Consider the following 13,598-nt stretch of genomic DNA (forward strand, 5'->3'; position numbering starts at 1 on the left):
TATGCTATTGAAAAAGAAAAAATTAATCCTATTACTAACCCTTACGGTCTGGGCCGGTATCATCTCCACCTCTTGTGGTGGGGATGACGCTCCCTCCGACGATACTGTCGTAGATCCAGACCCAGATCCAGACCCAGATCCGGACCCTTCTGGATTTCTTGGAGAAATTGATTATGTCAAGACCTTCGGAGGTAGCAATATCGACGAAGCAAACGACGTGGTTCAGGCAGATGATGGCAGCTATGTCATTATTGGCTCTACCAAAAGTACCGACGGTGATATTACCGATAAGTCCGACCCTAGTTATGATTTCTGGGTATTAAAGTTAACTCCACAAGGGGAAAAAGTTTGGAGTAAAACGTACGGAGGCAGCAATGATGATGAAGGTTACTCGCTTAACAAAACCGATGATGGAGGTTATATCTTAATTGGATATAGCCGTAGTAGTGATGGTGACGTAGGAGGAAATGAAGGCTTTCAGGACATCTGGATTGTAAAAATTGATGGTGCTGGTAACCTGCAATGGGAAACACACCACGGATTCCTAGGGGGCGAACAAGGCCTTAGTGTAACCCAAACCAGTGACGGCGGTTATTTCGCTGTTGGATTTCTTGATCTGGCTGGTAGTGGTGGTGCTGGTGATGATCTTATTCCCGGTGACAAAGAGGGCAATCGCAACAATTTGCATGGCCTTGGCGAATACTGGGGAATTAAATTGGACGCTAACGGTAACAAAGAATGGAGGCGTTATTTTGGCGGCACCAATAATGACCGTGCCTATGATGCCCTACAAACATCGGACGGAGGATTTTTACTCGCTGGAGCTGCAGAGAGTGGAGATTTCGACATTTCTAACCCGCGAGGCTCTTACGACTACTGGGTTATTAAAATAAATGCTGCCGGTGAAATACTATGGGACAAGTCCTTTGGTGGATCAGAGATCGATAATGGTTTCAACATGACGGAAACTGCAGATGGCAATTACATTTTTGTAGGAGACACCCGAAGTAATGATCAGGATATTTCCAATCTTAAAGGAAATGCCGATCTGTGGGCCGTAAAGCTTTCCAGTTCCAATGGAGCTATGATATGGGAACGAACTTATGGCGGAACACAATTCGACTCTGCACAAAGTATCGATGCCATGGCAGGGGGCAAATATGTCCTAGCTGGTTCTTCAAGAAGTACCGATGGAGACGTTGCAGAAAATAACGGTCAGAATGACGCTTGGCTTCTGGTCATTAACGAAAGTGGAGTGCCACAGTTCGAAATGAACCTTGGTGGATCTGATTTAGACTTCGGAAATGGCGCCATGGAAACTACTGACAACAAACTCATTCTTGTGGGTGAAACCGACAGTAATGACGGTGATATTACCCTAAACAAGGGAATAAAAGACTTAATGATTGCGAAAATCAAATAGACACCCTAAGCTTACTACATAAAATAAACCTTAACCCATAAATTGAAAAAGAAGAAATGAAAAATTTGAAAAAGATTGCTATGCTATTTGTGGCAACAGCATTATTCATAGGTTGTAATAATGATGACGATTCATCTACGCCGAGTAATGTAACTGTTGACTTTAAATTTACCCATAATTTCGATGGAACATCCATTGAAAATGCCGATTATGAAACTACTTCGTATACCAATGCGAATGGAGAAAGCCTTATGTTGTCTAAACTGGTATATTTAATTTCGGACGTTACATTTACTGCTGCCGACGGAACCGTGTACACTGGTGGAGATTACAATTTGGTAAATGCACGTACCGGAAGCGGTATCGACTTTACACCTAACATTGAACTTCCAAAAGGGGATTATACAGTCTCTCTTACATTTGGCTTCAATGATGAAGACAACGACGCTGCTGGCGGCTATGAAGATTTGAATACTGCCGACGGCGGATGGGGTGTTCCAGATCCTTTAGGAGGCGGATACCACTACATGCGTATGGAAGGTACTTATGTGAATAGTATTGGTGCTACGGAAAACTTCCAGTACCACACAATTAGAGCAAACAGTCATACTACATTGCCTCCAGGGCCCGGGACTTTAGATGAATTAACAGACACTTCTTTTGTGGTAAGCCTAGGAACGGTAAGTGTAGGAAGCACAACCTCTGTTGAGGTACAAATGGACGTGGCCGAGTGGTTTGTAAACCCAAACACTTGGGATCTTAACATGTGGTTCACCGTATTAATGCCTAATTATGAGGCACAATTAGATATGAACGAAAACGGTTCTGCTGGTGTATTCAGTTTGGGAACTGTTGTTACTGAAGACTAAAACATGAAAAACTACTGGAGATTTTTGGGTGTATGTATGCTAATGGTCATTTTGTCCTCATGTGAGGATAGCGATGATAATGGACCTACATACACTCCTACTCCAGTAACTTTAGAAATCCCTGAAGTATTTCAGGGTAAATTATTGCCTCCAGTAATTCCTGAGGACAATCCGCTTACCGAAGAAGGAATCGCACTCGGAAAGAAACTGTTTTTCGATCCCGCTTTGTCAGGAAATGGAACACAAGCCTGTGCCGATTGTCATAGGCCCGAAAATGCGTTCTCCGATCCAAGAAGATTCAGTTTAGGAATTAATGGAAATCCGGGAAGTAGACATTCCATGCCTCTATTTAATATCGCTTGGAATTTCGAAAACAAATTCTTTTGGGATGGACGCGCCCTTTCCCTTGAAGCACAAATTTTTAATCCTGTTGTAGATCCCAATGAAATGGCCAATACCTGGCCCAATGTGGAGAATACCTTGCAGGATGATGCAGAGTACCCAGAACTCTTTGAGCAAGCATTTGGTACAAGCACCGTAGATTCGGTAAATGTAAGCAAAGCTATTGCACAGTTCTTGAGAACTTTGGTCTCTGCGAATTCCAAATTTGATCGTTTTCAATTGGGGCTTGTCGAGTTAACTGAAGAAGAGGCAAATGGTCTTAATGTATTTTTAGACGAAGGAAGAGGTGATTGTTTCCATTGTCATGGCCTTCCAGCAAATCCACTATGGACGGATAACATCTTCCACAATAATGGAATGGACGAAATAATTACAGACTTAGGCCTTGGTGGATTCTCTGGTGATCCCCGTGAATTTGGCCATTTTAAGTCGCCCAGTTTAAGAAACCTTGCCTTTACGGCCCCATACATGCACGATGGACGTTTCGGAACGATAGAAGAGGTTATCAACCATTATAGCGAAGGTTTGGTTTTTTCTGAAACCATTGATCCCCTAATGAAAAATGTCTCTACCGGTGGTGCACAGATGACCGAAAGTGACAAGGCCGATCTAAAGGCTTTTCTGCTAACCCTATCCGATGAGAGTTTCATCGACAATCCGGATTTTCAGGAATAGGCCTATTCACAGCCTAATTTCGCACTTTTTACCCACTTGTTAATTATTACTTAAATCTATCACGGCATAAGCTTTTAATGTATTATGCACATGGTTTCAAATGCTATTTGCAGTATATTTGCAGTCCTAATTTAGAATAACTCTATATAAATGATAAAGGTTAGCGAAAGTGCAAAAAGCAAGATTTCCCAATTGATGGCCGAAGAAGGTTTTGATGTTGCGCAGGATTTTGTTCGCGTGGGCGTTAAGAGTGGTGGTTGTTCCGGTTTGTCGTACGAATTGAATTTCGACAATAAACAAATGGATTCCGACAAACTTTTCGAAGACAACCTTGTCAAAATAATTGTGGACAAAAAAAGCTTTCTATACCTAGTGGGCACCACCTTGGAATACAGCGGCGGACTTAATGGAAAAGGGTTTGTTTTTAACAACCCCAATGCCAATAGAACCTGCGGCTGTGGAGAAAGTTTTTCATTATAAATAGCGGCTCAAGAAATGGGAAAATTTACAGAAGACGACTTAAAAAAAGAACTCGAGACCAAAGAATACGAGTACGGTTTCTATACCGACATTGAATCGGAAACTTTTCCGGTGGGTCTTGACGAAGACATCGTTCGTGCCATTTCCAAAAAGAAAAATGAGCCCGAATGGATGACCGATTGGAGATTGGAAGCGTTCCGAATTTGGCAGGAAATGGAAGAGCCAGAATGGGCCAACGTTACCTACGAAAAACCAAACTTTCAAAACATTTCCTATTATTCGGCACCTTCTACCAAACCCAAATACGACAGTATTGACGAAGTAGATCCAGAATTGTTGGAAACTTTCAACAAGCTAGGAATCTCCCTAGAAGAGCAAAAGAAACTGGCAGGGGTGGCAGTTGATATCGTAATGGATTCCGTTTCTGTTGCAACTACCTTCAAAGACACCTTGGCCGAGAAAGGAATAATTTTCTGTTCTATTTCCGAAGCCATAAGAGAACATCCAGAATTAGTTCAAAAATATATTGGATCGGTAGTACCACAGAAAGACAATTTCTATGCGGCCCTTAACAGTGCCGTCTTTAGTGACGGTTCTTTTTGCTACATCCCGAAAGGGGTGCGTTGCCCTATGGAGTTATCCACCTATTTCAGGATTAATCAGGCCGGTACAGGACAATTTGAGCGCACCTTGGTCATTGCAGATGAAGGAAGTTATGTAAGTTATCTAGAAGGATGTACAGCTCCCTCAAGGGATGAAAACCAATTGCATGCCGCAGTGGTAGAACTTATCGCCCTAGACGATGCCGAAATTAAGTACTCTACGGTACAAAACTGGTTTCCTGGTGATAAAGAAGGAAAAGGTGGGGTGTTCAACTTCGTGACAAAAAGAGGTATTTGCGAGAAGAACGCAAAAATATCATGGACGCAAGTAGAAACCGGAAGTGCGGTGACCTGGAAATATCCAAGTTGCGTGCTTAAAGGAGATAACTCCATTGGGGAATTCTATTCTATCGCGGTTACCAATAATTTTCAGCAGGCCGACACAGGCACCAAAATGATTCACCTTGGCAAAAACACCAAGAGTACGATCATTTCTAAGGGAATATCGGCTGGAAAGTCCCAAAACAGTTACCGTGGATTGGTAAAAATCAGTTCAAGGGCAGACAATGCAAGAAACTTCTCCCAATGTGACTCGTTGCTTATGGGGAATAAATGTGGTGCGCATACCTTTCCATATATCGAGGCCAATAACAAAACAGCCCAGATAGAGCACGAAGCCACTACAAGTAAAATTGGAGAAGATCAAATTTTTTACTGTAACCAGCGTGGAATCGATACCGAAAAAGCCATTGCACTTATCGTAAATGGATTCAGCAAGGAAGTGTTGAATAAGTTACCGATGGAATTTGCAGTGGAAGCACAAAAATTACTGGAAATAAGCCTTGAAGGTTCTGTAGGATAATCATCAAAAAACAACCATATAATGAAAAAAACACTTTTACTTCTCACTTTCGCTTTGGCCACAGTTCTTTTTTCATGTAAAAATTCTGAAGAAAAATCTGCTGCACAAGAAGACACCCCTAAACTACTTGAAAATGAATACAGCATGTATAGCGGTGAATTCATTTACTTGGCAGATGGTGCAGTGCTTAAGGGAAATAATTTTATTTATGGCGTTACCTTGGATGAAATGGCCGAGGAATTGTCAAAACGTGTCGCACCTGCTAAAAAAGAAGAGTTCGACATGGTTCCTGTTGTGGTAAAAGGAATTTTAAGCAAAAAACCCGAAGGTGAAGAAGGTTGGGAAGACATCTTAACCATAAAAGAAATTGTCACGGTAAGTGATACCCCAGCGAAAGCTGACATAAAAATTGAAGAAAAGAAAAGTTAATATGCTACACATAAAAAACTTGCACGCAAGCGTAGAGGAAAAAAACATCCTGAAAGGAATCGACCTAGAGGTAAAAGCAGGCGAGGTACATGCAATTATGGGTCCTAATGGATCAGGTAAAAGTACATTTGCCGCTGTGGTTGCCGGAAAGGAAGAATTTGAAATCACTGAAGGGGATGTATTGTTGAACGGAGACGACATTTCTGAAATGGATCCGGAAGAGCGCGCCCACAAAGGTGTTTTTCTTTCGTTTCAATATCCTGTAGAAATTCCTGGTGTTTCTGTAACCAACTTTATTAAAACAGCCATTAATGAGACTCGCAAGGCCAAGGGCTTAGAGGATATGCCAGCTGGAGAAATGCTGAAAAAAATAAAGGAAAAAGCAGATCTTTTGGAAATTGACCGAAAGTTCCTATCCCGATCCTTGAATGAAGGCTTCTCAGGAGGTGAAAAGAAACGAAATGAGATTTTTCAAATGGCTATGATGGAACCCAAACTGGCTATTTTGGATGAAACCGATTCCGGTCTGGATATCGATGCCCTGAAAATCGTGGCCAATGGAGTAAACAAACTGAAAAGCGACGATAATGCGGTAATTGTGATTACGCATTACCAGCGTTTGTTGGATTATATCGTTCCAGATTATGTTCACGTATTGATGGATGGCAAAATCGTGAAATCAGGTTCGAAAGAGCTTGCCTACGAATTAGAGGAAAAAGGATACGATTGGATTAAGGAAGAATTGGTGTAACGCTAATCGAAGACTCACATGAGCTTAAAAGAAAAATTATTATCGTCCTATTTGGCTTTCGAAGATCATCTGGAAGTAGACTCTCCCATTCATGATCTTAGGTCGCAGGCAATCAAAAATTTTGAGGACCAGGGTTTTCCTTCAAAAAAGGAAGAAGAATGGAAGTATACCTCATTAAACAGTTTGTTGAAACAGGATTACAGTATTTTTCCTAAAAAGGAAAACACACTGGAAATAAAAGATGTGAAGAAATATTTTCTTCACGACGTAGATACCTATAAAGTAGTCTTTGTAGATGGTGTATACAGTTCTTTTTTATCCGAAACCACACATGATGGCATAGATGTATGTCTGTTGTCCGCTGCATTGAGCAAGGATAAATATAAGCCAGTTATTGAGGCCTATTACAATAAGGTAGCCAAGGATAGCAGTCTTATTTCATTGAACACGGCTTTTGCCAAGGAAGGAGCCTATATCTACATCCCCAAACATACCGAAGTTGAAAAACCCATCGAGGTAATCAATTTTGCTACGGGAAATGAGGCAGCCATGTTCTTGCAACCGCGAAACCTAATTGTGGTTGAAGAGAATGCACATGTCCAGATTATTGAGCGTCATCAGAGTCTTTCTGACAATGCCGTACTAACTAATTCGGTAACCGAAATTTTTGCTGAGAAACGAGCCTTTTTAGATTATTATAAAATCCAGAATGACCGTATCACCGCCTCCCTTATAGACCACACCCATATTAAGCAAGAACGCGATAGCATTTGTAAAGTGCATACCTTCTCTTTTGGTGGAAAATTAACCAGGAATAACCTGAACTTCTACCAACATGGAGAACACTGCGATTCTGTATTAAATGGTATTACCATTTTAGAAGGCAAGCAACATGTAGACCATAATACATTAGTACATCATATTGCGCCTAACTGTGAAAGTCATCAAGACTACAAAGGTATTTTTGACGATAAGGCCACTGGAGTTTTCAATGGAAAGGTATATGTAGAGAAAGAAGCGCAAAAATTAGATGCCTTTCAGCAGAATAACAATATTCTTATTAGCGATAATGCTACCTGTAATTCTAAACCCCAATTGGAGATTTTTGCCGACGATGTAAAATGTTCTCATGGCTGCACGATCGGACAATTGGATGAAGATGCTATGTTCTATCTGCGTTCACGCGGAATCGCTGAAAAAGAAGCAAGGGCTCTGCTTATGTACGCATTTGCCAACAATGTATTGGAAGGCGTTAAAATTCCAGAGCTAAAGCAGCGTATCAACAAATTGATTGCCAATAAAATTGGGGTTAATTTAGGGTTCAACCTATAAAAGAACGTTTCTTATGGCCTTCGATGTTCAGGAAATACGAAAGGATTTTCCCATCCTTCAACGTGAGGTAAATGGCCACCCCTTGGTGTATTTGGACAATGCAGCCACATCCCAAAAACCACAGCAGGTCATAGACGCCCTAGTGCATTATTACAGTCACTACAATGCGAATATTCATCGTGGTGTGCATACCCTTTCACAAGAAGCTACAGATGCTTATGAAAAGGCCCGGAAAACAATCCAGGATCATTTCAATATAGCACATGCCCATGAGGTTATTTTCACCTCCGGAACCACACATAGTATTAATTTGGTTGCCAATGGATTCTCCGCAATACTAAAAAAAGGAGATGAGATCATTGTCTCGGCATTAGAGCATCATTCTAATATTGTGCCTTGGCAAATGCTGTGCGAGCGGACCGGAGCCATTTTGAAAGTAATTCCTATCGATGAAAACGGAACACTCATCCTATCGCGATACGAGGAATTGCTTTCATCTAATACAAAATTGGTATTCGTAAACCATATCTCGAATGCCTTGGGAACCATTAACCCAATTCGGGAAATTATTGAAAAAGCACATGCAATTGGAGCGGCCGTTTTAATAGATGGCGCCCAATCTTGCTCACACATAAAGCCCGATTTACAGAAGTTGGATTGTGACTTTTACGTTACCTCCGCTCATAAAATGTGTGGCCCGACCGGAGTAGGAATGCTCTATGGTAAAACAGATTGGCTTCGTAAGCTTCCCCCCTACCAAGGCGGTGGCGAAATGATTAAAGAGGTAACGTTCGAAAAGACCACCTATGCCGATCTTCCACACAAGTTTGAAGCGGGAACACCGAATATTGCTGGAGGGATTGGATTTGGAACTGCCCTGGATTATTTGAATGCAATTGGCTTCGATGCCATTGCCAACTATGAAGCCGAACTGCTGGATTATGCCACCAATGAGCTGCTACATATTGAAGGTTTAAAAATATATGGAACGGGACCAGACAAGACATCGGTGATTTCCTTCAATATAGACGGGATACACCCCTACGATATTGGCACTATCGTTGATAAGTTAGGAATTGCGGTACGTACGGGGCATCATTGTGCTCAACCCATTATGGATTTTTACAACATTCCCGGAACGGTTAGGGCTTCTTTTGCCTTTTACAATACCATAGAAGAAGTTGATCGACTGGTAAATGCAGTGAAAAAGGCAAAAATGATGTTGAGTTAAGGCGTACGATATTTACGTATCTTAGACTTTCATAACACTAAACTTCAACGCAATGAAAAAAATAATAGCAATCCTATTCTGTGCAGCATTAATAAGTAGCTGCGACGAAACGAAAAAAGTAATTGACGTGGCAGGAAACGTACATCTCACCGGGAATTATACCATTACCAGTATAGGTGGTACTGAAGTTTCAGAAAAGGCCCCTACCATTACGTTTGTGGCACTCGATAAGACCATACGTGGCAATACCGGCTGCAACAGTTTCTTTGGGAGCTACACATTGGATTTATATGCGCTGTCATTCAGTGATATTGGAAGTACGGAAATGGCATGCGACCAACCTATTATGGATGTCGAAAATGCATTTCTTAGCGCTTTGAGAAATACGGGTTCCTATGATTTGGAGAATAGTATGCTCACACTCTATTCGAAATCTGACCGAAGTGAATTGTTAATTGCTAGAAAAGAAAGAAATGAAGGAAACTAGGCCTATAGAAGCCTTACAGGAAGAACTGATTGACGAGTTTTCTTTATTCGATGACTGGATGGACAAATACGAACATCTCATCGAATTGGGAAAAAGTCTTCCTTTGATTGAACCCGATCTTAAAACTGAAGACAAACTAATTAAAGGATGCCAAAGCAAGGTATGGCTACACTCTGAATTGGAAGGTGATAAAATTATTTTCACCGCCGATAGCGATGCCATAATTACTAAGGGCATTATTGCGGTGCTTATTCGGGCGTTTTCCAATCAAACACCAGATAGCATAGTACATGCGGACACCTCTTTTATTGATGAAATTGGTTTAAAAGAGCACCTTTCCCCTACTCGTGCAAATGGATTGGTATCTATGATTAAACAAATGAAATTATATGCAGTTGCCTACCAAGCGCAACTAAAATAAAAAGTTATGAGTACTGAAGTTGACACCACCGAATTAGGTGAAAAAATAGTAAAGGTCCTTAAGACCATATTCGATCCAGAAATACCAGTAGACATCTACGAATTAGGGTTGATATATGATGTTTTCGTAAACGAGGATCAAGAAGTGAAAATCTTGATGACATTAACCACTCCCAATTGTCCCGTGGCCGAAACACTCCCGGTAGAAGTGGAGGATAAGGTAAAGAGCATAAAGTTGGTAAAGGATGCCGAGGTAGAAATCACCTTCGACCCACCCTGGAGTCAGGATCTCATGAGCGAAGAAGCCAAATTAGAGCTTGGAATGTTGTAATGCTATTGAATGAAACCGTTAGTTTCTTGTTTAGTTATAATTATATGCTCGCTCTTGAGCTCATGCATGACTTCTGTTGATTGTTCTAAAGTAAAGGATGGTACATATATAATTCCATTAGACAACTTTGAGGGGATGGAGGGAGAGTTCTATCGCATTGAACGCACCGGTAGATATCAATCAGAAATTCTATCAATGGATAATAGTGTAGTTAGGTACAGTATTAAATGGTTAGATGATTGTACCTATTTATTATTTGATGAAGTTACTTTATCTGGTGAAAACCCTAACGAAATAAGAAAAACTGATACGTTAACTGTCGAAATTACAAACGTTACCTCAAGGTTCTATAAAGCAGTAATTTCTACAAACTATTCAGACGGGATATCGGAGACCAAAATATTTTTTGACAAATAAGACAATGGAAAAGGAAATTGTAAATAGAGTTGCCAAAAGTCCTCTGGTCACTATAGACCTGGAGGAGTTATCCCCTGCCGGCAAGCGTATGGGTCTTGACATTAGCGCTTGGCTTTATGAAGGTCTTATTTTACGCGAAAAAGAGTATCGGGAGCATATTCAGAATCATGATTGGGAGCAATACCAAAATACCTTCGTTGCCCTGTATTGCGGTACCGATGCCATTATCCCGGGTTGGGCATATCTATTAGCCTCTTTACAACTGGGTGGTATCGCCAGCAAAGTTCATATCGGCACTCCAGAAGAATTGGAAAGCGCCCTGTTTATGGATGCAATTGTCCATTTGAACATTGAGGAATACAAAGAGAAGCCTGTCATTATTAAAGGGTGTTCGGACAAGAACATTCCTGACAATGCCTATGTACAATTGGCACAACGACTACAGCCCATTGTTAAAAGTATCATGTACGGTGAGGCTTGTTCTTCTGTTCCACTCTACAAGAAGAAAAAGTAAATTGTCGTTTTTTCCCTGTCTTTAATCGAAAGTACTGCTTTTCGAGCTTTCTTTTTTATCCTTCAATTAAAGAAATGCTAATTTTGCAGCTAGAACTAAACTTAATATCATGAAAAAGATTTTATTAGTATTTATAATGGGTATCCTTCCTTTCGCAATAAGTGCACAGGATGCCGCACCAGAAGATGAAGGACCGAAGGATGGATGGACAAAAGCCGGAAATATTTCCCTGCTTTTTAGCCAAGCAGCATTTAATGCGGAATGGACCGGAGGTGGAACTTCCAACTATGCAGTGAATGCAACTTTAGCATACGATTTCAATTACAAAAAAGGTAAATTGAATTGGGATAACCGTATCATGGCAGATTATGGTATTACCAAAACAAGGGACCAAGAATTTACTCGTAAGACGAATGATCGTTTGGAATTGAACTCGATTTTGGGTCGTCAGATTAAAGAAAGTAATTGGTACTATTCTTTCTTCTTAAACTTCAGAACGCAATTTAGCTCAGGATACAACTTTGGAACCGATGAAAATGGGAATGAGACCCGTACCGAGTTTACCAAATTCCTTTCTCCCGGGTATTTGCAAGCAGGACCTGGTTTTCTATGGAAAAAGAATGATAATTTAAAGGTAAATATTGCACCGGCTACTGCCCGTTTAATTTTTGTAAGTAGCGACTTTACTGATTTAGGTAACGATCAGGCTGCAATTGACGCCTTCAACGCAGCTGGAGGATACTTTGGTGTAGAAGCCAACGAATCTACTAGGTTTGAATTTGGTGCTGCTCTGGGAGCATATGCCAAATTTGATTTAATGGAAGACATTTCCATGGAAAACACATTAAATCTATACAGTAATTACCTGGAAGACCCTCAAAACGTAGATTTGGATTATACCATGAATTTGGTGATGAAGGTGAACAAATGGATCACAGCCAATGCTACCTTCCAAGCCATTTACGATGATAATGCGGTTAAAGGTTTCCAGATTCGTGAAGCCCTAGGAATTGGTGTTACTTTTGGGATTTAAGAAATACAGGTGATTTCGATACGATTTTCTTCAGAAAATCACTCAATCAACCTTGCAGTAAAAAACCCGATCTCTTCAGATCGGGTTTCTTTATTCTTGAATGTATTCGGGATAGAGAAAGTTATTGTACGGAAACCTCGTTACATGGATCTTTCTTACTTTTTCATATACGATCTTCCTAAACGTATCCAAGTTCTCCTTATTTAAAGCAGAGATAAAAATGGCGTCGCCATTTTCCTTGTTCATATACGTATTTCTCCAATCCTCGATGGTATTATGCGCTTTGGTACGCTCCGTTACCAAATCGTCCTCCTCAATTATTTCAGGCTCATACGCATCAATTTTATTGAAAACCATTAAAGTGGGCTTGTCCACTCCATCAATTTCATCCAAGATAGCATTCACCGAAGCAATATGATCCTCGAAGGACGGGTGGGAAATGTCTACCACATGTAGCAATAAATCGGCCTCCCGCACCTCATCGAGCGTGCTTTTAAAGGATTCCACCAACTGGGTCGGTAACTTTCTAATAAAACCTACGGTATCACTCAATAAAAACGGTAGGTTTCCAATGACTACTTTTCGTACTGTAGTATCCAAGGTGGCAAACAGCTTATTCTCTGCAAAAACATCACTCTTGCTAATTACATTCATCAAGGTCGATTTACCTACATTGGTATATCCCACCAGGGCTACACGAACCAATGCTCCTCGATTTCCCCTTTGCACGGCCATCTGTTTATCGATGGTCGCCAGTTTTTTCTTCAACAATGAAATACGATCCCTCACTATACGACGGTCTGTTTCAATTTCAGTTTCCCCAGGTCCGCGCATTCCAATACCTCCTCGTTGCCGTTCTAAGTGAGTCCACATTCCCGCCAATCGTGGTAATAAATACTCATATTGTGCCAATTCCACTTGGGTGCGCGCGTAACTCGTTTTGGCCCGTTGTGCAAAAATGTCCAGAATAAGGTTCGTCCTATCAATAATTTTACATTGAAGGATTTTCTCAATATTCTTTTGTTGGGCGGGAGAAAGTTCATCATCAAAAATAGCTGTCCCTACATCGTTCTCTTCCACAAAAATGCGGACTTCCTCCATCTTACCAGTACCTATAAAAGTTTTGGGGTTGGGCATGTCCATCTTTTGGGTAAAACGCTTGAGCACCTCCCCACCAGCCGTGTACGCCAAGAACTCCAATTCATCTAGGTACTCAGTTGCCTTATCTTCGTCCTGTTGTCTAGTAATAAGACCTATAAGAACGGTTCTTTCGTATTCTATTTCCTGTTTTTCTAACATAACTCCTTACAATAGGACAAAGGTACGAAAGTGTTTGTTCC

The 13,598-nt window shown here is 40.9% G+C and carries 15 protein-coding genes; 14 read left to right on the forward strand and 1 reads right to left on the reverse strand.

All coding sequences use genetic code 11. From position 1 onward, the window contains the following. Positions 1-7: 7 nt before the first annotated feature. From AC6JAD_RS04850 to AC6JAD_RS04915, 14 genes are all read left to right on the forward strand, one after another. On the forward strand, positions 8-1,423 hold the full coding sequence (locus tag AC6JAD_RS04850; protein ID WP_461302266.1) for a hypothetical protein: 1,416 nt from the start codon (positions 8-10) through the stop codon (positions 1,421-1,423). Positions 1,424-1,479: 56 nt separating this feature from the next. Next, on the forward strand, positions 1,480-2,292 hold the full coding sequence (locus AC6JAD_RS04855; protein WP_461302265.1) for an MbnP family protein: 813 nt from the start codon (positions 1,480-1,482) through the stop codon (positions 2,290-2,292). A 3-nt stretch (positions 2,293-2,295) separates the two neighbouring features. Next, positions 2,296-3,369, forward strand: coding sequence for a cytochrome-c peroxidase (locus AC6JAD_RS04860; RefSeq protein ID WP_461302264.1), 1,074 nt, complete (start codon positions 2,296-2,298; stop codon positions 3,367-3,369). Between the two features lie 150 nt (positions 3,370-3,519). After that, complete coding sequence (locus tag AC6JAD_RS04865; RefSeq protein WP_461302263.1) at positions 3,520-3,849, forward strand: HesB/IscA family protein; 330 nt, start codon at positions 3,520-3,522, stop codon at positions 3,847-3,849. Between the two features lie 15 nt (positions 3,850-3,864). Then, complete coding sequence (gene sufB / locus AC6JAD_RS04870) at positions 3,865-5,313, forward strand: Fe-S cluster assembly protein SufB (RefSeq protein WP_461302262.1); 1,449 nt, start codon at positions 3,865-3,867, stop codon at positions 5,311-5,313. A gap of 21 nt (positions 5,314-5,334) precedes the next feature. Continuing rightward, complete coding sequence (locus AC6JAD_RS04875; protein ID WP_461302261.1) at positions 5,335-5,742, forward strand: hypothetical protein; 408 nt, start codon at positions 5,335-5,337, stop codon at positions 5,740-5,742. A 1-nt stretch (position 5,743) separates the two neighbouring features. Further along, positions 5,744-6,493, forward strand: a complete 750-nt coding sequence (gene sufC / locus AC6JAD_RS04880; protein WP_461302260.1) for a Fe-S cluster assembly ATPase SufC — start codon at positions 5,744-5,746, stop codon at positions 6,491-6,493. An 18-nt stretch (positions 6,494-6,511) separates the two neighbouring features. Continuing rightward, positions 6,512-7,825, forward strand: a complete 1,314-nt coding sequence (gene sufD / locus AC6JAD_RS04885) for a Fe-S cluster assembly protein SufD (RefSeq protein WP_461302259.1) — start codon at positions 6,512-6,514, stop codon at positions 7,823-7,825. 13 nt (positions 7,826-7,838) lie between these two features. Beyond that, positions 7,839-9,056 (forward strand): aminotransferase class V-fold PLP-dependent enzyme, encoded by a 1,218-nt coding sequence (locus tag AC6JAD_RS04890; RefSeq protein WP_461302258.1) that lies wholly within the window; start codon positions 7,839-7,841, stop codon positions 9,054-9,056. Positions 9,057-9,108: 52 nt separating this feature from the next. Beyond that, positions 9,109-9,543, forward strand: a complete 435-nt coding sequence (locus tag AC6JAD_RS04895; RefSeq protein ID WP_461302257.1) for an META domain-containing protein — start codon at positions 9,109-9,111, stop codon at positions 9,541-9,543. After that, positions 9,530-9,964: a SufE family protein gene (locus tag AC6JAD_RS04900; RefSeq protein WP_461302256.1), complete on the forward strand. Its 435-nt coding sequence runs from the start codon at positions 9,530-9,532 to the stop codon at positions 9,962-9,964. Before AC6JAD_RS04895 ends, AC6JAD_RS04900 begins: the two co-directional genes overlap by 14 nt. 6 nt (positions 9,965-9,970) lie before the next feature. Then, positions 9,971-10,294 carry an SUF system Fe-S cluster assembly protein gene (locus AC6JAD_RS04905; RefSeq protein ID WP_461302255.1) on the forward strand — a complete coding sequence of 108 codons (324 nt, stop codon included), beginning with the start codon at positions 9,971-9,973 and terminating at the stop codon, positions 10,292-10,294. A gap of 421 nt (positions 10,295-10,715) precedes the next feature. Then, positions 10,716-11,225, forward strand: coding sequence for a DUF2480 family protein (locus tag AC6JAD_RS04910; protein ID WP_461302254.1), 510 nt, complete (start codon positions 10,716-10,718; stop codon positions 11,223-11,225). A 109-nt stretch (positions 11,226-11,334) separates the two neighbouring features. Further along, positions 11,335-12,258, forward strand: coding sequence for a DUF3078 domain-containing protein (locus tag AC6JAD_RS04915; RefSeq protein ID WP_461302253.1), 924 nt, complete (start codon positions 11,335-11,337; stop codon positions 12,256-12,258). Positions 12,259-12,348: 90 nt separating this feature from the next. Here the strand turns inward: AC6JAD_RS04915 and hflX are convergent, their stop codons facing one another. Further along, positions 12,349-13,557: a GTPase HflX gene (gene hflX, locus AC6JAD_RS04920; RefSeq protein WP_461302252.1), complete on the reverse strand. Its 1,209-nt coding sequence runs from the start codon at positions 13,555-13,557 to the stop codon at positions 12,349-12,351. Positions 13,558-13,598 lie beyond the last annotated feature (41 nt).

It is taken from the genome of Aureisphaera sp. (assembly GCF_059726885.1).